The organism is Actinosynnema sp. CA-299493 (assembly GCF_050946825.1).
GTDB lineage: Bacteria > Actinomycetota > Actinomycetes > Mycobacteriales > Pseudonocardiaceae > Actinosynnema.
Genome location: NZ_CP191993.1, coordinates 7,308,671 through 7,330,618, shown reverse-complemented (window position 1 = coordinate 7,330,618; position 21,948 = coordinate 7,308,671). Strand labels below are relative to the sequence as shown.

General features: G+C 72.5%; 19 protein-coding genes. 13 read left to right on the top strand and 6 right to left on the bottom strand.

Annotated elements, in window-relative coordinates:
* Positions 1-71: 71 nt before the first annotated feature.
* On the top strand, positions 72-797 hold the full coding sequence (locus ACQPYE_RS30780; protein WP_498716409.1) for a hypothetical protein: 726 nt from the start codon (positions 72-74) through the stop codon (positions 795-797).
* On the opposite strand, the gene ACQPYE_RS30775 is transcribed toward ACQPYE_RS30780, so the two are convergent.
* The 5 genes from ACQPYE_RS30775 to ACQPYE_RS30755 all read right to left on the bottom strand — a co-directional run bounded on the left by ACQPYE_RS30775 (position 794) and on the right by ACQPYE_RS30755 (position 8,450).
* Positions 794-1,480 carry a peptidylprolyl isomerase gene (locus ACQPYE_RS30775; protein WP_498723018.1) on the bottom strand — a complete coding sequence of 229 codons (687 nt, stop codon included), beginning with the start codon at positions 1,478-1,480 and terminating at the stop codon, positions 794-796. The genes ACQPYE_RS30780 and ACQPYE_RS30775 overlap by 4 nt on opposite strands.
* A gap of 60 nt (positions 1,481-1,540) precedes the next feature.
* Complete coding sequence (locus ACQPYE_RS30770) at positions 1,541-4,465, bottom strand: ATP-binding protein (protein WP_498716408.1); 2,925 nt, start codon at positions 4,463-4,465, stop codon at positions 1,541-1,543.
* 91 nt (positions 4,466-4,556) lie between these two features.
* Positions 4,557-4,769 carry a hypothetical protein gene (locus ACQPYE_RS30765; protein WP_498716407.1) on the bottom strand — a complete coding sequence of 71 codons (213 nt, stop codon included), beginning with the start codon at positions 4,767-4,769 and terminating at the stop codon, positions 4,557-4,559.
* A complete protein-coding gene (locus ACQPYE_RS30760; RefSeq protein ID WP_498716405.1) occupies positions 4,766-7,720 on the bottom strand; it encodes a type 2 lanthipeptide synthetase LanM family protein in 2,955 nt (984 codons plus the stop codon). The genes ACQPYE_RS30765 and ACQPYE_RS30760 overlap by 4 nt, the downstream gene beginning before the upstream one ends.
* Before the next feature lie 151 nt (positions 7,721-7,871).
* Entirely contained in the window at positions 7,872-8,450 is a 579-nt protein-coding gene (locus ACQPYE_RS30755; RefSeq protein ID WP_498716403.1) for a hypothetical protein, read from the bottom strand.
* Positions 8,451-8,509: 59 nt separating this feature from the next.
* Between ACQPYE_RS30755 and ACQPYE_RS30750 the strand changes: the two genes are divergently transcribed.
* The 6 genes from ACQPYE_RS30750 (at position 8,510) to ACQPYE_RS30725 (ending at position 14,937) form a co-directional block, all read left to right on the top strand.
* Positions 8,510-9,052 (top strand): enoyl-CoA hydratase/isomerase family protein, encoded by a 543-nt coding sequence (locus ACQPYE_RS30750; protein WP_498716402.1) that lies wholly within the window; start codon positions 8,510-8,512, stop codon positions 9,050-9,052.
* On the top strand, positions 9,049-10,050 hold the full coding sequence (locus ACQPYE_RS30745) for a LacI family DNA-binding transcriptional regulator (protein WP_498716401.1): 1,002 nt from the start codon (positions 9,049-9,051) through the stop codon (positions 10,048-10,050). The genes ACQPYE_RS30750 and ACQPYE_RS30745 overlap by 4 nt, the downstream gene beginning before the upstream one ends.
* A gap of 277 nt (positions 10,051-10,327) precedes the next feature.
* On the top strand, positions 10,328-11,686 hold the full coding sequence (locus tag ACQPYE_RS30740; protein ID WP_498716399.1) for an ABC transporter substrate-binding protein: 1,359 nt from the start codon (positions 10,328-10,330) through the stop codon (positions 11,684-11,686).
* On the top strand, positions 11,686-12,555 hold the full coding sequence (locus ACQPYE_RS30735; RefSeq protein ID WP_498716397.1) for a carbohydrate ABC transporter permease: 870 nt from the start codon (positions 11,686-11,688) through the stop codon (positions 12,553-12,555). The genes ACQPYE_RS30740 and ACQPYE_RS30735 overlap by 1 nt, the downstream gene beginning before the upstream one ends.
* Complete coding sequence (locus ACQPYE_RS30730; protein WP_498716396.1) at positions 12,552-13,391, top strand: carbohydrate ABC transporter permease; 840 nt, start codon at positions 12,552-12,554, stop codon at positions 13,389-13,391. The genes ACQPYE_RS30735 and ACQPYE_RS30730 overlap by 4 nt, the downstream gene beginning before the upstream one ends.
* Before the next feature lie 25 nt (positions 13,392-13,416).
* A complete protein-coding gene (locus ACQPYE_RS30725; protein ID WP_498716395.1) occupies positions 13,417-14,937 on the top strand; it encodes a glycoside hydrolase family 13 protein in 1,521 nt (506 codons plus the stop codon).
* Here the strand turns inward: ACQPYE_RS30725 and ACQPYE_RS30720 are convergent.
* The gene (locus ACQPYE_RS30720; RefSeq protein ID WP_498716393.1) at positions 14,921-15,325 is read right to left on the bottom strand and encodes a MarR family winged helix-turn-helix transcriptional regulator; all 405 of its coding nucleotides are present in this window, start codon (positions 15,323-15,325) and stop codon (positions 14,921-14,923) included. The genes ACQPYE_RS30725 and ACQPYE_RS30720 overlap by 17 nt on opposite strands.
* Positions 15,326-15,535: 210 nt before the next feature.
* Between ACQPYE_RS30720 and ACQPYE_RS30715 the strand changes: the two genes are divergently transcribed.
* The 6 genes from ACQPYE_RS30715 (at position 15,536) to ACQPYE_RS30690 (ending at position 21,909) form a co-directional block, all read left to right on the top strand.
* Positions 15,536-16,609, top strand: a complete 1,074-nt coding sequence (locus ACQPYE_RS30715) for an alkene reductase (RefSeq protein WP_498716392.1) — start codon at positions 15,536-15,538, stop codon at positions 16,607-16,609.
* A 338-nt stretch (positions 16,610-16,947) separates the two neighbouring features.
* On the top strand, positions 16,948-17,709 hold the full coding sequence (locus tag ACQPYE_RS30710) for a DeoR/GlpR family DNA-binding transcription regulator (RefSeq protein ID WP_498716390.1): 762 nt from the start codon (positions 16,948-16,950) through the stop codon (positions 17,707-17,709).
* A 67-nt stretch (positions 17,710-17,776) separates the two neighbouring features.
* Positions 17,777-19,120 (top strand): ABC transporter substrate-binding protein, encoded by a 1,344-nt coding sequence (locus ACQPYE_RS30705; RefSeq protein ID WP_498716389.1) that lies wholly within the window; start codon positions 17,777-17,779, stop codon positions 19,118-19,120.
* 31 nt (positions 19,121-19,151) lie between these two features.
* A complete protein-coding gene (locus tag ACQPYE_RS30700) occupies positions 19,152-20,126 on the top strand; it encodes a carbohydrate ABC transporter permease (RefSeq protein ID WP_498716387.1) in 975 nt (324 codons plus the stop codon).
* Positions 20,123-20,923, top strand: coding sequence for a carbohydrate ABC transporter permease (locus tag ACQPYE_RS30695; protein WP_498716385.1), 801 nt, complete (start codon positions 20,123-20,125; stop codon positions 20,921-20,923). Before ACQPYE_RS30700 ends, ACQPYE_RS30695 begins: the two co-directional genes overlap by 4 nt.
* Positions 20,920-21,909, top strand: coding sequence for a zinc-dependent alcohol dehydrogenase family protein (locus ACQPYE_RS30690; protein ID WP_498716384.1), 990 nt, complete (start codon positions 20,920-20,922; stop codon positions 21,907-21,909). The genes ACQPYE_RS30695 and ACQPYE_RS30690 overlap by 4 nt, the downstream gene beginning before the upstream one ends.
* Positions 21,910-21,948: the final 39 nt, after the last annotated feature.

Genomic DNA, 21,948 nt, shown 5'->3' with positions numbered 1-21,948 from the left:
TCGGGGTTCGCACTCCTCATAGGTCGCCGGTGGGGGAGGATGGGCCTTGTTCACCGTCCGCTGGGAGAGACATGCGCAGGTCCGTCGTCGCGTTGCTGCTGGCCGGGGTGTCGCTGGCGGGCTGCGCGGAGCGGACAGCCCTGCCGACGCCGACCCTCGGCCCGGCGGTGGGCGACAGCGCCACGTTGATCACCGGCCTGGCCGCCCGCGCCGACGAGCAGGGGTCGGTCCGGTTCACGGCCGAGACCACGTTGACCGGGCGGCGCGTGACGTTCGACGGCGGCCTGCTGCACGCCCGTGAGGGCCGGTTGGTGTCGTTGCGGCAGGACGCGTCCACCGACGTCGTCGTGCTGGCCGACGCCGGCTACTCTCGAACCGACGGCGGCACGTGGACCAGGCTCGACCTCACCGACCGCGCGCCCGTGCGGGCGGACACCACGGTCGCCGGCCTGGCCGACGAGGTCGACCCGGCGTCGGTGGTGGAGTCGCTGGCCGGGAGCCTGCTGGTCGAGCAGGGCGACGAGGAGCTCGACGGCGTGTCGACGCGCCGCTACACGCTCCTGGTCGACCTGCGGCTGCAAGCCGAGCGGACGCCCGACAGCTCGCGGCGCGCCCAGCTGCTGGCGGCCTACGAGTCGGGCTTCACCGCGTCCGCCACCGTGTGGGTGGGTCCGGGCGACCTGCCGGTGCGGGTGGAGCAGGTGCTGAAGACGTTGGAGGACAACGTCTTCCAGCGCACCCTGCACCGCTTCACCGACTGGAACGCCGACATCCGGGTGAGCGCACCCGTCTCCTAGCCGGCGCGCTTGACCCGCTGGACGTCCGTGGTCAGGGCGGGCCGGCCGTCGACCTCGCTGTCCGGGTTCGGCGCGATGCCGCCGGCGGCGACCTCGTCCAGGGTGGCGAGCCCGGCGGCCGTGACGCGACCGAAGACGGTGTAGTTCGGCCGCAGCACGGAGTCCGACGTGACCAGGAAGAACTGGCTGCCGTTGGTGTCCGGGCCCGCGTTGGCCATGGCCAGGGTGCCGCGCGGGTAGACGCGGCGCAGGCCCGTGGGGTCGTTCGGGACGGGCGCGAGGTCGGTCGGCAGCTCGTCCCGGTACCGGTAGCCCGGACCGCCCTCACCCGTGTTCGAGGGGTCGCCGCACTGCAGCACCTTCAACGTCGGGTACGCCGTGAGCCGGTGGCACGTCGTGTCGTCGTAGAACTTCTGCCGCACCAGGTGCAGGAAGCTCTGGACGGTGCACGGCGCCTTCGCGCGGTCCAGCACGAGCGGCACGGGGCCCCGGTTGGTCTTCAGCAGCACCTCGGCGTGACCGCGGTCGGGCGTGTGCCGCGGGTCGGGCGGCAGCGGCACGGGCCGGGCGGCCGGCTCGTCCGGCGTCGCGGTGTACGCGCACGGCCCGCGAGTCGTGTCCGGCGTGCCGGCCTCCGGTGTGCCGGGGGAGGCCTGCGCCACCCCGCCGACCAGAGCCGTCATCAGCGCCACTGCCACCAGGATTCTCACCGCACCAGGTCTAACGGACCCGCGACCGCCTTGCTAGGGCCGGTCGGCGGGTCCGAGCGACGCGGCGAACGCGCTGAGCGACTCCCGGTCCGGCCGCGCGGTCTTCGCGATCAGGCTCGCCACGTGCTTCTCCACCGTGCGCGGCGAGATGTGCAGCCGGGTGGCGATCGCCTTGTTGCCCAGACGCCCCGCGAGCAGCCGGAACACCTCGAACTCGCGCACGGTCACGCCCAGCGCCCGCAGCTCGCGCGGCACCTGGTCGGACCCGGTCCGCCGCTGCGGCACCGACGCGCCGACCTGCCGCAGCAGGCCGCGGCACGCGCTGGCCACGGCGGGCTGCCCGGCCTGGTGGAAGTACTCCTCGGCGCCGCGCAGCCAGCTCACCGGCTCGCCCCAGCCGTCGGCCACCGCCGCCTCGGCCACCAGCCGCAGCCCCAGGTGGCGGGCCAGCGGGTGGATCGCCGCCGCCTCGCGGCCCGCGCGCACGGCCTGCGCCGCCTCCGCCTCCCGGCCGAGCCTGCCCAGCAGCACGGCCAGCGCGAACTGCGCGAAGCCGCGGTTCCACCGCATCCGGGCCGCCGCCGACCGCGTCACCGCGCGGTAGCCGGCCAGGTCCAACCCGCCCGACAACGCGTCCAGCAGCAGCTGCAACCCGTGCCGGCCCGACAGGTGGTACACGGTCGGCGTCTCCGCCTCGTGCGCGATGGCCCGCGCCAGGTCGTGCCCGGCGCCCACCCGGTCCTCTTCCAGCAGCGCGCAGAACGCCCGCGCCAACCCGAAGCACAGCGGACGCTCCTGCGAGCCGACCCCGCCGACCTCGTCGAACGCCTCGATCGCGGCGTCCATCTCGGCCCGCTTGCCCTGGTGCGCCGCCGCCGTGGCCTGCGCCATCAACCCGTACAGGGTCAGGTTCCGCAGTTGCAGCCGCCGGGTGTCCGCGACGACCCGGGTCAGCCGCTCCGCCGCCGCGCCGTACTGCCCGCGCAGCACGGTGTCCAGCCCGAGGATCGCGTCCACGTTGTAGGCCACGCTGATCGCCCCGATCAGCAACGCCTCCTCGCGCGCCTCGGCCAGCTCCGCCGCCTTGCCCTCGGCCAGCCAGTCCAGCCCGGCCTGCCGGATCACCGCGTACGCCCGCTGGATGGGCAGCCCGTGCTCCTCGGCCAGCGCCCGCGCCCGGCTGAAGCAGTCGGCCGCCTCGGCCAGGTCGCGGTCGCGCGCCAGCACGCCGAGCAGCTGCCACGTCTCGCAGCCCACCTCGGGCAGCGGCACCCGCTTCGCCGCGTCGGCCGCCCGCCTGGCCAGGAACTCGGCCGACTCGATCCGGTCCGGCACCTCCAGGTTCAACGTCAGGAACGCGGCCACGGCGTCGAGCCGGGCGGTGTGCTCGTCGGTCGCGTCCGCGCCGAGCAGCGCGCGTGCCGTCTCCACGTGCGCCATGCCGTCGGTCCACCGGCCCGCGGTGTTGGCCACCTGCGCCAGCTTGGTGTGCAGCTCGGCCCGCCGCACCCGGCCCAACCCGGCCGCGCTCAGCTCGGTCACCGCGTCGACCAGCGCGAACGCCCGCTCGAACTGGCCCGCCTCGGCGAGCGCGGGCAGCAGCGAGTCCAGCACGTCGGCGCGGACCGCCACGTCCACCTCGCTGGCCAGCAGCCGGTGCGCGTGGTCGAGCAGCCGCACCGCGGACCCGGCCGCGCCACCCGCCAGGGCCCGCCGTCCCGCCTCGGCCAGCAGCGCGCCCGCCTCGGCGGTCTGCCCGGCGTCCAGCCGCAGCGACGCCACCAGCGCGCACCACTCGCCGGGCAGGTCGGGGTGCAGCTCCCGGACGGCGTCGGCCGTCCGCCGCGCCAGCTCGGCCCGGTGCGGCGGCGGCATCTGCGCCAGCAGCGCCTCGGCGGTCAGCGGGTGCCGGAACGCGTACCAGTCGGGCACCGGCTCGTCCGGCGTGACGAGCTGCGCGGCCACGCCGGCGTGCAGGTGCGACAGCAGGGCGCGGTCGTCCATGCCGGTCACCCGGCGCAGCACCGACAGCGGGAACCGGTGGCCGAGCACGGCGGCCACCGACAGCACCTCGCGACCCTGCGGCCCCAGCCGGTCGGTGCGCCGCGCGATCAGCCGGACCAGCGCGGACGGCACGTCGATGCGCAGCTCGCCGAGCACCTGCCAGCCGCCCGGCCCGCGCACCAGCAGGCCGCCGTTCACCAGGCCGTGCAGCATCTCCTCGACCACGAACGGGTTGCCCGCGCTGTCGGCCCACAGCCGGCGCACGACCTCGGCGGGCACCTCGTGGTCCTCCGCCTCCAGGCACAGCCCGACCATCCGGCGCACCTGGCGCTCGTCCAGTCGGCGCAGCTCCACCAGCACGCCCGCCTGCCGTTGCGCGGCCGAACGGACCACGTCCAGCGTGGGGCCGGGGTCCGCGCGGGTGGTCACCAGGAGCGCGGCGGGCGCCTGGTCGAGGTTGTCGACCAGGTAGTCGACGACGGCCAGCGTCTCGGCGTCCGCGTCGTGCAGGTCCTCCAGCACGAGCAGGCACGGCCGCGTGCGGCCGACCACGGCCAGCAGCCGCAGCACGGCCTCGGCGAGGACCAGCACGGAGTGCGCGGGCCGCTGCTCCTCGGCGCCCCACTCGGGCGCCAGCCGACCGAGCGCCGACCGGTACGGGCCCAGTTCGCGCAGGTCGAGGCCGTCCCCGGCGCGCAGCAGGGACATCAGGGCCTCGGCCAGCGGACGGAACGGCACGATCGGCCCGATCGTGCTGCCGCGACCCCGCAGCACCCGCATGCCGCGGTCGAAGGCGGCGCCGGCGGCGAAGCGCGCCAGCCGGGTCTTCCCGATGCCCGGTTCGCCGACGAGGAACACCGCGCGGCCCCGGTGGGTGCCCGCGTCGGCCAGCATGCGGTCGAGCACGTGGAGTTCTTCGTCGCGGCCGACCACGACCGGCGCGCGGGTGTGCATGCGCCGAACCTTAGTCAAGCCGAACGGCCGCATGCCAAACTGCCCGCACCCCCAGTGTGGGCGGGCAGTCCGGCGGCAGGGTGAAGTCTGGTTACAGGGGCAGTCCCGGCGCGCTCACCGTGGTCATCGTGCTCTCGCCCACGGCGACCGCCGCGTACGCGCCGACGGCCATGGTCAGGCCGGCCAGCGCGCGGGCACGGGCGCCCGCCTTGGCCCTGCGGGACAGCGCCATCTCCCCGGCGGGGTGGTCGCCGTCCTGGTCTTCGCTCCAGGTGGTGACCTCGTCGCGGTTGGCGTCGTTCATCGGGTGTTCTCCTCGAGGGGGTGGATGTCGTGCGTTGATCCGAGCAGGAGCACCGAAGGCACCTGCTCGGGAAAACCCAGGCGGAGCAAGCCGTACCCGATGCCGGACAGCCCGGTGAGCAGGCCGGCCGACGGCACGCCGCCGGGCGTGCCGCAGCGCGCCCCGTACTGGTCGAGCGCGCCGAGGACCAGTCCCGCGCGCCGGGTCCGCATGGCCGCGGCCAGGCCGTGCCCGCGTTCCGCGAGGACGGTCAGGGCCTCGATCACGCCCAGCTCACCGTGGCACAGGCTCAGGTCGCGCAAGGGTTCGTGCACCGCCAAGGCGTTCAGGCACCGGTCGAGGTGCAGGGTGTGCGCGTCGACCGGCTGATCCGGGTGCGCGCAGTGCGCGAGCACCGCGCCGGAGAGCCCGGAGCACCAACTGTGGTCCGCCTCGGTCACGTCGAGCAGGCGTTGCCGCAGCGCGTGGTCCGCGCGCAGGTTCGCCCGGCCGACCACACCGCAGCGCTGGTCGCCCGCCGCCCGAGCGTAGCGCAGCAACGCCCAGCCGACGCCCGCCCGGCCGCGCGCGAAGCCGTCGCCGCCGGGGGTGGCCGCGGTGAGCCGGTCGGCGTAGGAGCGGGCCAGCGCCCAGGCGGCCGGCAAGCCGCTCTCCGCCCGCACCGCCAGCATCGCGGCCAGGCCGCCGGCCCAGCCCTCGACCACGTTGGCCGGGTCCTCGCCGATCGCCTCGACCTCGGTCGCGACCCGCACGGCCGAGCGCAGCCAGTCGCCGATCCCGTCGTCGTCCAGCAGGTTCGCCAGCCGTGCCAGGGCGTAGGAGATGCCGCCCAGCCCGTGGAACGCGCCGCTGCCGACGGCCGCCGCCATCCCGGCGTCCTCGGCGAACGCGGCCAGCAGGCCGGGGATCGGCCGCAGCGCGTCCCGCGCGTACTCGGTGTACCGGGCGGCGCCGGTGAGCGCGCCGAGCTGCGCCAGGAACAACGCGACGCCGGTGTAGCCGTTGGACAGGCCCGCGCCCATCGGGGCGACCGCCCAGTGCCGGTCGTCCACCAGCTCCAGGCCCACCCAGTTGACCCGGCCGTCGGCGGTCGTGGCGTGCGCCAGCACCTCGTCGGCGATGCCGCACGCGGCGACCAGCAGCCGTTGCGGATCGGGGACGCCCGCCTCCAGCGGCGAGGCGACACCGCGGCCGGTGCGGTGGTCGACCGGCCGCGGCCGGCTCGCCAGCCCGGCGCTGATCAGCCACTGCTGGTCGTGCTTGTCCACCTCGTCCAGCGCGGCGACCTTGGCCGTGACGGCGTCCAGCGCGGAGGACGGCAGCAGGTCCGGCAGCCGCTGCCCGGTCGAGGTCCACACGTCGCGGCTGCCCGGCCGGGTGGTGAACAGCGGCACGTCGCCCGCCCACAGGTCGCGCATCTCGTGCGGGACCAGGGCGCGGGACACGTCGTCGTCCGCCGTGCCGTCCCACAGCAGGTCGAGGATGTCCTGGCGGTCCGCCGCGCCGCGCACCGCGTCCGGGTGCGTCGACTCGTCCAGCACGGTCGCGTACAGCTGGGTCATCCGGGGCACGAACCGCACCGGCAGGTCGGTGAAGGCGCTCAGCAGCCCGTTCGGGCCGAGCAGGTCGGCGCGGTGGTCGCAGAGGGCGTCGTAGCCGATCCGGAACCCGGCCAGCAGCGCGCCCTGGTAGTCGGCGGGCTCGGCCTCCACGCCGTCCACCACGGGCCGGTTGCGCGCGGGCGGCATCGGCGCGGGCCTGCGGACCAGGCGCATCCGGTCGGTGCCGGGGTGCAGCCAGGCCACGCCCTCGGTCGGCGGCCGGTCGCCGTGGTCGCCGCCCATGCCGCCGACGTCCAGCGCGCCGTGCTCGCCCAGCAGCACGCGCGGCAGCACGGCGGTGCGGTGCACGGACCGGGCCAGCGCCCGGACCGCCGGGTCCGCCGGCGTGCCGACGGTGGGGTGGAACAGCGTCTCCACGTCCACCAGCACGGGCTGGTCGGCCGCCGCGATCAGGTTCTCGTAGTGCATGTCGGTGCCGTCCACCGCGTACAGCAGCGCGATCAGCGCGCCGAGCCGCTGGTAGAACCGGCCGACCTCGGTGACGTCCGCGCACGGGCGGTGCTCGACGAACTCCAGCCACCCGTGCCCCGGTCCGGCGAGGGCGCGCGGCAGCCGCGGGCCGAGGCCGGTGTGCCCGTCGAACCACGTCACCAGGTCCGCGAACGCCTGGTGCAACGCCACCGACCGGGGCTTGTAGACCACCCGGCGGCCGTCGGCGAAGGTCAGCACGGCCACCGAACGCCCCCGCGCGTGCGGGTCTCCCCGCCCGGTCTCCACGTGCGCGAGCGGGCCGGGGTCGCGCCCGTCGAGCAGGGTCCGCACGATCGCCGGCCGGTCGGCGGCGAACCGGTCGAGCAGCTCGGCGTGCGCCTCGACCGCGTGCAGGCAGGCCTGGCCGAGCAGCCGGGCCAGCACCGGGTACCTGGCGAACAGCGCGGGCAGGTCGACGCCCCGGACGAAGTCGGCGAACCGCTCCCGCGGCGTGTCACCGGCCAGCCGTCCGCCGACCCGGTCGAGGTTCAGCTCCAGCACGAGCGTGCGCGCGGCGATCCGGGCCAGCCGCTTGCCCAGCGCGCGGGCGAAGTCGGCGTCCAGCCTGGGGTCGAGGGCGACCGCCGCGCGCACCAGGGGTCTCAGCGCGAACGCGAACGCCTCGGCCGGGTTGTCGGCGTGGCCGTTCGGATCGTCGCCGGCCGGGCTACCGCTGTCCGGGTTGTCGCTGTCCGGACGGTCGCCGGCGAAGTCTGCACGGGCCGCGGTCGTGGTGGCGCGTTCCACGAACGCGGCCCATGAGGGCCGTCCACGGGGGACGACCAGCTCTTGGGGGTTCCCGCGCACACCGCTGAGCCACCACGCTGCGGGCGGCCGGTCGACGGCGGAGGGGAACACGCGCACAACGTGTCATGGGCGTGCGGTGGCGCACATGGGGGCACTGCCCCCAGATTTGCGGGTGCGCGGGTGTGGGGCCGCAGATGTGCGGAATCGGCTCCCACCGCAGGTCACCAGCCCACTACGGAGAGGTGAACGGCCGGTGCGGCCGTCAGCTCGCGCAGTTCTCGGCTTGGCCGGCGGCGTCGCGGAACTCGTCCGGCAGCGAGACCACGCCCATCTTCTCCACGGCCTCGTTCATCACCGTGACGGCCTCGGTCATGTCCTGGATGACGGTGGAGAAGACGTCGGTGGTCATCTCCGCCGCCGCGTCGACCGTCGACTTGGCCGAGACGAACTTGTCCCGTGCCCTGGTCAACGGCTCGCTGATGACCTCGACCGCGGTGTCGGCGGCGGGGGAGGGGGCCGGGGTCAGCTCGTCCAGGTCGTGCAGGACGACGTCGAGCACGTCGATCACGCGGCCGAGGGAGTCGCCGACCGCCTTCTTGGCCTCGACCGGGTCGGTCTGCGTCTGGTCGAACGACACCCCGCCCGAGGCGACCATGTACTTCGCCACGCCGCAGAAGTTGTTCATCCAGCGCACGACCTCGGGCTCGGCCCCGTTCGTGCCGGAGACCGACGACACCGGACCGGCTGTCGGCTGTCCCGTCACGGGCACCGCGCACCCGGTCAGGCCGACCAACGCCACCGCCACCACCCACCGCTTCACAGTGGAGTTGTACCCCGCCATCACCCGATGGTGGGGTGGAACATGACAACCGGGGGAACCGTCGGCCACGATGGCGGCTCATGACCGTCTCACTCGATGTCTCCGGCGGAATCGCGGTCATCCGGATCGAGGAGCCGTCGGACACCGTGCTGGCCGAGGTGCGCGCGCTGCTGCCCGTGCTGGCCTGCGCCCGTGCGGTCGTGCTCGTGGTGGAACCCGGCCTGTGCGCCGCCGACACCGAGCGGCTGGTCCGGGGGTCGGTGGCGCAGCGGGAGGCGGTGGCGGCGGCGTTGCGGGGGGTGGGCGACGAGCTGGCGAACCTGCCCGTGCCGGTGGTCGCGGCGATCGGCGGCAGCCCGTCCGGCGAGGCGGCGGAGCTGGCCATGGCGTGTGACTGGCGGGTGCTGGCCGCCGATGGCGGGCTCGGGTGGGTGACCTGCGGTCGGGTGACGGGCGATCAGGTGCTGGTGGCACGGCGCGTGAGTGCCGAGGAGGCGTTGCGCATCGGACTCGTGGACCGGGTCGTGCCGCGGCGCTCGGTGTTGCGGGCCGCCGTCGAACTCGCAAATGAGTGCAAGTCAACGCAAGCGGAACGTAAGTCCTGCCGTACAGTTGCTCCATGACGCAACGGCGGTTGGCGGAAGTGGCCGCGAAGGTCGGCGTGAGCGAGGCGACGGTCAGCCGGGTGCTCAACGGCAAGCCGGGGGTGTCCGACGCGACGCGGTCGGCCGTGCTCACGGCGCTGGACGTGCTCGGGTACGAACGGCCGACGCAGCTGCGCGGTGAACGCGCCCGGCTGGTCGGCCTGGTGCTGCCGGAGCTGCAGAACCCGATCTTCCCCGCGTTCGCCGACGTGGTCGGCAACGCCCTCGCGCAGCGCGGCTTCACGCCGGTGCTGTGCACCCGGACCGCCGGCGGCGTGACCGAGGCGGACTACCTGGAGCTGCTGTTCGAGCAGCACGTGTCCGGGGTGGTGTTCGCCGGCGGGCAGTACGCGCAGGCGGACGCGTCGCACGAGCACTACCGGCAGATGACGCGGCGCAAGCTGCCCGCGGTGCTGGTGAACGCGGCCATAGAGGATCTCGGGTTCCCGCGGGTGTCGTGCGACGACGCCGTGGCGGTCGAGCAGGCGTTCGGGCACCTCGTGGCGCTGGGGCACACGCGGATCGGGGCGGTGCTGGGTCCGTCGGACCACATGCCGTCGCGGCGGAAGCTGACCGCGTTGGTGTCGTGCGCGTCGGGGGCGGGGGTGGAGCTGTTCGAGGAGCACGCGATGTTCTCGCTGGAGGGCGGGCAGGCCGCGACCACCCGACTGCTGCACCGGGGCGTCACCGCGATCCTGTGCGCCTCGGACCCCCTGGCCCTGGGCGCGGTGCGTGCCGTGCGTCGGCACGGCCTCAAGGTGCCGCACGACGTGTCCGTGGTCGGCTACGACGACTCGCCGCTCATGACCTGCACCGAACCGCCGTTGACCACGGTCCGCCAGCCGATCGAGGCGATGGGCCGCGCCGCCGTCGAACTGCTGGCGAACCAGATCGCCGGCACCCCGGTCCCCGACGAGGAACTCCTCTTCGAACCGGAACTGGTCGTCCGCTCCTCCACCGCCCCCGCCCCCCGCTGACCCGCGAGAGTCCTACCTCCACGCCGCGAGAGTCCTACGTTCACGAACCCTGAATTCAACACTCGGACAGGTGCCGCCTGCGCTGAGCGTTGAACTCGGGGTGCTTGAACGTAGGACTCTCGCGCGTTGAACGTAGGACTCTCGCGGGTTTGGAGGTGCGGGTGGAGTGCTTACGAGTTGATGTCGGGAAGTTGCGAGTTTTCGTAGACATCTTGCGGCGGAGTGTTGGGGCGACTTACCGTGTGCGCCACACCACACCCGAGGAGGGTCCGCCCCCATGAACTCATCCAGCCTCCGCAGAGCGGCGGGGTTGCTGCTGGCAGGCAGCCTGAGCCTCACCGCCGTCGCGTGCTCGCAAGCCGACGAGACCGGTGGCGCCGCCGGCGGCAAGGTCACGATCTCGGTCAACGGCCAGCCGCCGCAGACCCAGCCGTTCGACCGCAAGGTCTTCGACGAGGACGTGGCCGAGTTCGAGGCCGCCAACCCGGACATCGACATCGAGCCGCACGAAGGGTTCATGGACCCCAAGACGTTCTCCGCGAAGCTGGCCGGCGGCCAGCTCGAGGACGTCTTCTACGCCTACTTCACGGACCCGGCGAACCTCATCGCGCGCAAGCAGGCCGCGGACATCACCGACTACGTCAAGGACGTCCCGCACTACGACGCCATCCGGCAGGAGCTGCGCGACGTCTTCAGCAAGGACGGCAAGGTCTACGGCGTCCCCACCGCCAACTACTCGATGGGCCTGCTCTACAACCGCGCGCTGTTCACCCAGGCGGGCCTGAACCCCGACCAGCCGCCGAAGACGTGGGACGAGGTCCGCGAGGCCGCCAAGAAGATCACCGCGCTCGGTGACGGCAAGGTCGGCTTCGCCGAGTACAGCAAGAACAACCAGGGCGGCTGGCACTTCACCGCGTGGATGTACTCCGTCGGCGGCCAGGTCGCCCGCCAGGACGGCGACAAGTGGGTCGCCGACTTCAACAACGACAAGGGCCGCGAAGCCCTCCAGCACCTCAAGGACATGCGCTGGGCCGACAACACGATGGGCGAGAAGCAGCTGCTCGTCATCGAGGACGTCCAGCAGATGATGGGCGCGGGCCAGCTCGGCATGTACCTGGCCGCGCCGGACAACGTGCCCACCCTGGTCAACCAGTTCAAGGGCGACTACGCGAACTACGGCCTGACCGGCATCCCGGACGGCGAGGGCACGCTCATCGGCGGCGAGGGCTACATGCTCAACCCGAAGGCGACGCCGGAGAAGATCAAGGCCGGCCTGAAGTGGGTCCAGTGGAAGTTCCTCAACCCGGACCGGTTCGAGAAGAACCTCCAGCGGTACAAGGACCAGGGTCAGCCGATCGGCCTGCCCGTGCCGCCGGTCGCCGACGTCTGGACCGGTGACATCGCCGCCAAGCAGGCCCAGCTCAAGGAGAGCCTGGCGACCGTGCCGGTGGCGAACTTCAAGTCCTACGTCGACGCCACGCCCAAGGGCCGGATCGAGCCGCCGAACGCCCAGCAGGTGTACGCGATCCTCGACAACGTCATGCAGGCCGTGCTCACCAACCGCGACGCGGACGTCAGTCAGCTCCTGGCCGACGCGGAAGCCAAGGTGAACCCCGTCCTGGCCCAGGTCAAGTGATGCGTCGCCGCGTCGCGGAGAACCTGACCGCGTACGGGTTCCTGTCCGCCGCGCTGATCTGCTTCGCGGTGTTCTCCTGGTACCCCATCGCGCGTGGGGCGGTGCTCGGCTTCCAGCAGGTCGACTTCGTCACCGAGCCCACGTGGGTCGGCTGGGAGAACTTCGAGCGCCTCTTCGCCGACCCCCTGTTCGCCACGGCGTGGCGCAACACCCTGCTGTTCACCGCGCTGGCGCTGGTGTTCGGCTTCGTGGTGCCGTTCCTGCTCGCGGTCGTGCTCAACGAGCTGCGGCACTTCAAGGGGTACTTCCGGCTCATCGTGTACCTGCCCGTGATGCTGCCGCCGGTGGTGGCCGCGTTGATCTGGAAGTGGCTGTACGACCCCGGCCCGGGCCTGCTCAACTCCGCGCTGCGCGGGCTCGGGCTGGAAGGTGCGGCGTGGCTGGACAGCGCCGACACCTCGATGCTGTCCCTGGTGGTGGTGGCGACCTGGGCGAACCTGGGCACCGCCACGCTGATCTACCTGGCCGCGCTGCAGAGCATCCCCGGCGACCTGTACGAGGCGGCCGAGCTGGACGGCGCGGGCGTGCTGCGCAGGCTGTGGCACGTCACGGTGCCGCAGACCCGGTTCGTGCTGCTGGTGCTGCTGCTGTTGCAGGTCGTGGCGACGATGCAGGTGTTCACCGAGCCGTACGTGATGACCGGCGGCGGGCCGGAGGACTCCACGGTCACCGTGCTGCTCCTGCTGTACCGGTACGCCTTCTACTACAACGACTTCGGCACGGCGAGTGCCCTGAGCCTGTTGCTGCTGCTGGTGCTCGGCGCGTTCACCGCGCTGTACCTGCGGGTGACGCGGAAGGCGGACGCGTGAGGACGTTGATCGCGCCGGGACGGGCCGGGGTCGGCTACAAGGTCGCGCTGGCGGTCACCACCGTCGTCCTCACCGCGATCTTCGTGGTGCCGCTGGTGTGGGTCGTGCTCTCGGCCATGAAACCGGCCGTGGAGCTGGCCCGGGTGCCGCCGACGATCCTGCCGCGGACGTGGCTGCCCGGCACGTACGTCGAGGCGTGGGAGCTGATGGACCTCGGCCGGTACTTCCTCAACACGATCGTCGTCGCGGTGGGCGTGTGGGCGGTGCAGCTCGCGGTCGACGTGCCCGCGGCGTACGCGCTGTCGCGGCTCAAACCCGTGCTGGGCAAGGGGATCCTCGGCATGATGCTGCTGACCCTGATGATGCCCGCCGCCGTGCTGCTGGTGCCGACCTACCTGACGATCGCCGACCTCGGGCTGCTCAACAACCCGTTGGCGCTGTGGCTGTTGGGCGCGGCCAACGCGTTCACCGTGTTCCTGCTCAAGCGGTTCTTCGACCAGCTGCCCGCGGAGGTGCTGGAGGCGGCGCGGATCGACGGCGCCGGCCAGTTCACCATGCTGTGGCGGATCGTGCTGCCGCTGTCCCGGCCGATCCTGGCGGTCGTGTCCATCTTCGCGGTGGTGGCCGCGTGGAAGGACTTCATCTGGCCGCTGCTGGTGTTCTCCGACCCGGCGCGGCAGACGCTCAGCGTCGCGTTGCAGCGCTTCGCCCCCGACACCCCGGTCAACCTGCTGCTGGCCGGCCTGGTGCTGTCCAGCGTGCCGATGATCGGCCTGTTCCTGGTGTTCCAGCGGCACGTCCTGGCGGGTCTCACCGCCGGCGGCGTGAAGGGCTGAACACATCACCGAGGGAGGAATCCACATGAACTGGTGGCGCGGTGCGGCCATCTACCAGGTGTACCCGCGCAGCTTCGCCGACGGCAACGGCGACGGGATCGGGGATCTGGCGGGTCTGCGCCAGAAGCTCCCGTACCTCGCCGAGTTGGGTGTGGACGCGATCTGGCTCAGCCCCTGGTACCCGTCGCCGTTGGCGGACGGCGGCTACGACGTCGCCGACTACCGCGACATCGAGCCGGTGTTCGGCACGCTCGTCGAGGCGGAGAAGCTGATCGGCGAGGCGCACGCGGTCGGCCTGCGGGTGATCATCGACATCGTGCCCAACCACTGCTCCGACCGGCACCCCTGGTTCCAGGAGGCGTTGGCGGGCGAGGGGCGGGACCGGTTCTGGTTCCACGAGGGCGACGAGCCGCCGAACGACTGGCGGTCGCGGTTCGGCGGACCGGCGTGGAGCCAGGCGCCGGACGGGTCGTGGTACCTGCACCTGTACAGCCCGGAGCAGCCGGACCTGAACTGGACCAACCCGGAGGTGCGGGCCGAGTTCGAGTCGATCCTGCGGTTCTGGCTGGACCGGGGCGTCGACGGGTTCCGCATCGACGTCGCCGACGGCCTGGTCAAGGACTTCTCCAGGCCGGACGCCGAGCTGCCGTACTCCGACCAGGACGGCGTGCACGACATCTACCGCTCGTGGCGGAAGGTGCTCGACGAGTACCCGGACGAGCGGGTGTTCGTCGGCGAGATGTGGTTGCCCGACCCGGAGCGGTTCGCCCGCTACCTGCGCGCGGACGAGCTGCACTCGGCGTTCAACTTCGACTTCCTGTGCTGCCCGTGGGAGCCCGGCGAGCTGCGGCGGGTCATCGACGGCACGCTCGCCGCGCACGCGCCGGTCGGCGCGCCGCCGACCTGGGTGCTGTCCAACCACGACGTGACGCGGCACGTGTCGCGGATGGGGCGGGAGGACTCGTCGTTCGACTTCGGCCGGCGGCAGCACCTGACGCCGACGGACCTGGAGCTGGGCACGAAGCGCGCGCGTGCGGCGATCATGCTGACCACCGCGCTGCCCGGCTGCGTCTACGTCTACCAGGGGGAGGAGCTGGGGCTCGAAGAGGTGGACGACCTGCCCGACGAGCTGCGCGAGGACCCGGTGTGGGTGCGTTCCGGGCACACCGACCGCGGCCGTGACGGGTGCCGGGTGCCGATCCCGTGGGGTGACGACGGCCCGTCGTGGCTGCCCCGGCCGCAGCGCTGGCGGTCGCTGTCGGTGGCCGCGCAGACCGGCGTGCCCGACTCGATGCTCGCGCACTACCGCGCCGTGCTGGCGCTGCGGCGGTCGGAGCCGTCGCTGGGGGACGGGCCGATGCGGTGGCTCGACCTCGGGCCGGGCGTGGTCGCGTTCAGCCGCGGCGACGACTTCGCGTGCGTGCTCAACCTGTCCGCCGAACCGGTCGCGCTGCCCGCGCACGACGCCGTGCTGCTGACCAGCGGCCCTCTCGTGGACGGCGCCGTGCCGCCGGACACCGCGGCCTGGATCAGGCCTGGTCGCTGAGCCGACCGACGGGCTTGTTCGCCCGGACCGCCAGGTTGCACTCCAGCAGGCCGAGCACCCTCAGGGTCTCGGCCTGCTGGTCTTCGTCCAGGTCGCCGAGGGTGGCCTCCTCCAGCTCGCGCCACATGCGCTCGACCTGGTGCCGCAGCGCCTGGCTGGCGGCGGTCGGCTCGACGAGCACGGCGCGGCCGTCGGTCGGGTCGGGCGAGCGGCGCACGAAGCCCGCGCGTTCCAGCCGCTGCACGGTCCTGGTCATCGTCGGTGAGTCCGCGCCCAGCTCGCCGCACAGGTCGGCCTGCCGCTGCGGGCCGCGGTCCCAGAGGCGCATCATCACCATCTCCTGGCCTGGGTGCAGGCCCGCCTGCCTGAGCAGCTGTCCGGCGAGCATGCGGTGCAGACGGGCGACGCGGAAGATCGCGTGGCTGACGCGGCCGTCCTGGTCGATCTGAAGCGGGGGCGCTGACGTGGGATTTTGTCCGGTCGGGGCCATGTCTCGATTCTAGCCGCCGGGGATCGTGAGCGCGGTCACAGCGGAAGATCGGAATGTACTCCGTGTTGTTAGCTGTTCGAACAGGTAAACAGCAATCTGGAGGAAGACATGAGCACCGCGTTCGAGCCGCTCGACCTCGCCGGCACCACGTTGGCCAACCGGATCGTGATGTCGCCGATGACCCGCAGCCGCGCGTACGACACGGTGCCGACGCCCGTGATGGCCGAGTACTACGCCCAACGGGCCAGTGCCGGGCTGATCATCACCGAGGGCATCCAGCCGTCCGCGGTCGGCCAGGGCTACCCGCACACGCCGGGGTTGCACACCGACGAGCAGGTCGCGGGCTGGCGCGTCGTCACGGACGCGGTGCACGAGGCGGGCGGGCGGATCTTCGCGCAGCTCATGCACTCCGGTCGGATCGGCCACCCGAGCCTGCTGCCCGGCGACCTGCACCCCGTCGGCGCGTCACCGGTGCGCGCGGCGGGCCAGCTGTACACCGGCGAGGGGATGACCGAGCTCGTCACGCCGGTCGAGCTGAGCCCCGCCGACATCGAGGCGACCATCGCCGACTTCGCCGCCGCCGCGCGCCGGGCGGTCGACGCCGGGTTCGACGGGATCGAGCTGCACGGCGCCAACGGCTACCTGCTGCACCAGTTCCTGGCCGACAACACCAACCTGCGCGACGACGAGTGGGGCGGCTCGGTGGAGAACCGCATCCGGTTCACCGTCGAGGTCGTGCGCGCCACGGTCGAGGCGATCGGCGGTGACCGCGTCGGCCTGCGGATCTCGCCCTTCAACCGGTACAACGACATCGCCGAGGAGACGACCGCCGAGCTGTACCCGGCCCTGGTCGACGCGATCGACCCGGTCGGCCTGGCCTACCTGCACATCGGCGAGACCGGCGACCGGGCGTTGACGCTGGACCTGCGCAAGCGCTTCTCCGGCGTCCTGATCCTCAACCCGCACACGCCGGACGGCGTGACCGGTCCGGACCACCTGTCTTTGCTGGACGACGGCGTCGCGGACGCGGTGAGCTTCGGCGCGCTGTTCCTGGCCAACCCGGACCTGCCCGCCCGCCTGGCGAACGGCGGTCCGTTCAACACGCCCGACCAGTCGACGTTCTTCGGCGGCGCGGAGCAGGGCTACATCGACTACCCGGCCCTGACCAGCGTGAACGCCTGAGCGGTCCGTCCTGAGCGGTCAACTCGGGGTACGCGGACGTAGGACACGGTCGTTCCGAACGTAGGACACGCGTGTTCTGAACGTAGGACTCGCGAGTGGGGTGGCCCCCGGGTCGGGTGGACTCGGGGGCCTTGTCGTGGGTGATGGGGTGTGAACGGGCAGGGTGGTGGGTGCGTTCGGGCACGGATTCACTCGTTCGTGTGTGTTCGGTCAGGCGAAGCGGGCGGAACCCGGGCAGCGTTCACCTGGCTGTGGCGCTGGCCACACCATTCCGGCGGTGTTAGACCTTAAGCACGGCCCGAACGGGCGGTGACGGTCCGACCGGGCAGGGAGGTGTCGTGCGGGCGGACGAGCGCAAGCGCCGCATCCTGGCCAGGGCACGGGCGGACGGCCGGGTCGACGTGGCCGAGATCGCGGCCGAGCTGGAGGTCGCGCAGGAGACCGTGCGACGCGACCTGCGCCTGCTCGACGAGCACGGCCTGGTCCGCCGCACGCACGGCGGCGCGTTCCCGGTGGAGAGCGCCGGGTACGAGACGGGCCTGAAGTTCCGGTCCGCGTCCATGGTGCCGGAGAAGCGGCGCATCGCCCGGGCCGCCGCGGACCGGCTCGGTGACGCCGAGACGGTGTTCGTCGACGAGGGCTACACACCCCAGCTCGTCGCCGAGGCCCTGCCCACCGGCCGGCCGCTGACGGTGATCACCGCGTCCCTGCCCACCGCCGCCGTGCTGTCGGAAGTGCCGTCCGCGACCGTGCTGCTGCTCGGCGGCCGGGTGCGCGGCCGGACGCTGGCGACCGTCGACCACTGGGCCACGCGGATGCTCTCGGAGATGGTGATCGACCTCGCCTACATCGGCGCGAACGGCATCTCCCGCGAGCACGGCCTCACCACGCCGGACCCGGCGGTGGGCGCGGTCAAGGCGCAGGCCCTGGCCTCGGCCCGCCGGCGGATCTTCGTCGGCGTGCACACGAAGTTCGGCGTGTCGAGCTTCCACCGGTTCGGCGGCGTCGCCGACCTGGAGGCGGTCGTCACGGACTCCGCGCTGCCCGCCGGCGAGGCCCACCGCTACGCCCTGCTCGGACCGAAGGTCGTCCGGGCCTGACCCGACCCACGAGGTGGCCCCGGAGCACCAGGGGCCTGGTTCCGCTCGCCCGAAGGAGGGCAAGACGATGAAGTCATTGCGGTGCGGCGGCCTGGTGGCCGCGGTGCTCCTGGCCACGACCGCGTGCGCCGGCGCGGGCGGCGGGGGTGGCGGCGCCGAGAACTCGATCAACGTCCTGATGGTGAACAACCCGCAGATGCAGGACCTGCGAGAGCTCACCGCGGACCACTTCACCAAGGACACCGGCATCACGGTCAACTTCACCGTGCTGCCCGAGAACGACGTCCGCGACAAGATCAGCCAGGACTTCTCCAGCCAGGCCGGCCAGTACGACGTGGCCACGATCAGCAACTACGAGACGCCGATCTACGCCGGGAACGGCTGGCTCACCCCGCTGGACGACTACGTCGCCGAGGACGCCGGCTTCGACCAGGACGACGTCCTCGAACCGATCCGCCAGTCCCTGACCGCCGCCGACGGCAAGGTGTACGCCCAGCCCTTCTACGGCGAGTCGTCGTTCCTCATGTACCGCAAGGACGTGCTGGACGCGAAGAACCTGACCATGCCCGAGAGGCCGACGTGGCAGCAGGTCGCCGAGATCGCCGCCCAGGTCGACGGCGCGCAGCCCGGCATGAAGGGCATCTGCCTGCGCGGCCAGCCCGGCTGGGGCCAGCTGATGGCGCCGCTGACCACCGTGGTCAACACGTTCGGCGGCACGTGGTTCACCAAGGACTGGCAGGCGCGGCTCGACGCGCCGGAGTTCAAGGAGGCCACGAAGTTCTACGTCGACCTGGTCCGCGCGCACGGCGAGGCGGGCGCGCCGCAGGCCGGGTTCGCCGAGTGCCTGAACAACATGACCCAGGGCAAGGTCGCTATGTGGTACGACGCCACGGTCGCCGCCGGCCTGCTGGAGGCCGACGACTCGCCGGTGAAGGGCAAGCTGGGCTTCGCCCAGGCCCCGGTGGTCAAGACCGAGTCCTCGGCGTGGCTGTACACGTGGGCGTTCGGCGTCCAGAAGGCGAGCAAGAAGGCCGACGACGCGTGGAAGTTCGTCTCGTGGGCGTCCGGCAAGGGTTACGAGGAGCTGGTCGGCAAGACGCTGGGCTGGTCCAAGCTGCCGGACGGCAAGCGGAAGTCGACCTACCAGCGGCCGGAGTACCTGGCCGCGGGCGGCGCGTTCGCCAAGCAGGCGGAGGCGGCCATCGCGGGCGCCAGGCCCACCGACCCGGGCGTGCAGGAGCGGCCCGCGAGCGGCATCCAGTTCGTCGGCATCCCCGAGTTCACCGACCTGGGCACGCAGGTGTCGCAGAGGATCAGCGCCGCCATCGCGGGCTCGACCACCGTGGACGCCGCGCTGGAGGAGAGCCAGGCCCTGGCCGAGGTCGTCGCCGCGAAGCACCGGGGGAAGTGATGGGCAACCCCACCCCCATCGGGAGGGCCCGGTGACCGCGGTGCGGGAGGCCCCGGTCCTGGACCGGCCGCCGCCACCGGCACGGAGGGCTCGGCCCGCGGCGGCGGCGCGCTGGGCACGGCGCGCACCGCTCCTGCCCGCCCTGGTCTTCACGATCGTGGTCACCCAGCTGCCGTTCGTGGCCACGCTGGTGATCTCGCTGATGCGGTGGAACTCGCTGGACCCGGCCGACCGCGGGTTCGCCGGCCTGGACAACTACACCGCCGTGGTCACCGACCCGGACCTGCGCGGCGCGATCGGCGTCACGGTCCTGCTGACCGTGACCGTGGTGCTGGTCTGCCTGGTCCTGGGGCTGGGGCTGGCCCTCCTGCTCGACCGGCGGTTCGCCGGGCGCGGTCTCGTGCGCACGATGCTCATCGCGCCGTTCCTGGTGGTGCCGGTCGCCGCCGCGCTGCTGTGGAAGCACGCGCTCTACAACCCGGAGTACGGCCTGTTCAACGGGGTGCTGACGTGGTTGTTCGGCGCCGGCGCGCCGCAGCCGGAGTGGATCAGCGGCATGCCGCTGCTCGCGGTCGAGGCGTCGCTGGTGTGGCAGTGGACGCCGTTCATGATGCTGATCCTGCTGGCGGGCCTGCAGAGCCGCCCGCAGGACGCGGTCGAGGCCGCGCGCATCGACGGCGCCACGGCCTGGCAGGTGTTCCGCTACCTCACGCTGCCGCACCTGCGGCAGTACCTGGAGCTGGGGGCGCTGCTCGGCTCGATCTACATCGTGCAGAACTTCGACGCCGTCTTCACCATCACCTCCGGCGGCCTCGGCACGGCCAACCTGCCGTACACGATCTACCAGACCTTCTACCAGGCGCACGACTACGGCCAGGCGTCCGCCGCCGGCGTGGTCGTGGTGGTCGGTTCGATCATCATCGCCACCTTCGCGCTGCGCGTGGTGTCGTCGCTGCTGTGGGAGGACGGCGGCCGAGCCGCCCGTCGGACGGGGGTGCGGGGGTGAAGCGGTTGCTGGGACTGGCCGCGTGGTGCGCGGGCCTGTTGTTCTTCGCGCCGGTGGCGTGGATGGTCCTGACCTCGCTGCACAGCGAGTCGGACGCGGCGACCAACCCGCCGTCCCCGGCCGCGCCGATCACGTTCGACGGCTACGCCGAGTTCTTCGACTCCGAACCGTGGCCGCCGCTGATCAACTCGCTGAGCGCGTCGGTCGGCTCGACCCTGCTCGTGCTGCTGCTGGCGATCCCGGCGGCGTACGCGCTCTCGATCAAGAAGGTCGACAAGTGGTCGGACGTGCTGTTCTTCTTCCTGTCCACCAAGATGCTGCCCGTCGTGGCCGGTCTGCTGCCGATCTACCTGGTCGCGCAGCACACCGGGATGCTCGACAACATCTCGTTCCTGGTCGTGCTCTACACGTCGATGAACCTGCCGATCGCGGTGTGGCTGATGCGGTCGTTCCTGGCCGAGGTGCCCGGTGAGATCCTGGAGGCCGCCGCGCTGGACGGCGCGGGCCTGGTCACCACGCTGCGCCGGGTCGTCGCGCCGGTCGCCGTGCCCGGCATCGCCGCGACCTCGTTGATCTGCTTCATCTTCAGCTGGAACGAGCTGCTGTTCGCCCGCGTGCTGACCGGTGTGGTCGCGGGCACCGCGCCGGTCTACCTCACCGGGTTCGTCACCAGCCAGGGCTTGTTCCTGGCCAAGGTGTGCGCCGCCGCCGTCGTGGTGTCGCTGCCGGTGCTCGTCGCCGGGTTCGCCGCCCAGGACAAGCTGGTCCAGGGCCTCTCCTTGGGAGCCGTGAAGTGAGAGCAGCCGTCATCACCGGGGTCGGCGCGGTGGAGGTCGCCGAGGTGCCGGACCCGGCGCCGGGCCCGCGCGAGGTCGTCGTGGACGTCGCGGCGTGCGGGTTGTGCGGCACCGACCTGCACATCCTGCAAGGCGAGTTCGCGCCGACGCTGCCGGTCGTGCCCGGGCACGAGTTCGCGGGCGTGATCGTCGAGATCGGCTCGGAGGTCACCGAGCTGGCGGTCGGCGACCGGGTCGCGGTGGACCCCTCGCTGTACTGCCACGAGTGCCGCATGTGCCGGTCCGGGCGCGGCAACCTGTGCGAGCGGTGGGCCGCGATCGGCGTCACGACCGGTGGCGGCGCGGCCGAGTACGCGCTGGCGCCCGTCGCGAACTGCGTGAAGCTGCCCGACCACGTGCGCACCGAGGACGCCGCGCTGATCGAGCCGCTGTCGTGCGCGGTGCGCGGTTACGACGTGCTGCGCGCGCGGATGGCCGGCCGGGTGCTGATCTACGGCTCGGGCACGATGGGCCTGATGATGTTGCAGCTCGGCAAGCTCACCGGCGCGTCGTCCATCGAGGTGGTCGACCTCAACCCGGACCGCCTGGCCACGGCCGAGCTGCTCGGCGTCACGGCCACCGCGACGTCGCCCGACGAGCTCGACCGGCCGCGCGGGTGGGACGTGGTCATCGACGCCACCGGCAACGAGAAGGCCATCCAGGACGGGCTCGGCCGGGTCGCGAAGGGCGGCACGTTCCTGCAGTTCGGCGTGGCCGACTACGCGGCGCGGGTGACCATCGACCCGTACCGCATCTACAACCAGGAGATCACGATCACCGGCTCGATGGCGGTGCTGCACTCGTTCGAGCGCGCGGCCGACCTGTTCGCCACCGGCGTGCTCGACCCGGAGGTGTTCATCAGCGACCGCCTGCCGCTGGCGGACTACGCCTCGGCGCTGGCGCGGTTCCAGGCGGGGCGGGGGCGCAAGATCCAGGTGCTGCCGTGACACGCCTCGGCCCCGGTCGCGTGGTCGCGACCGGGGCCG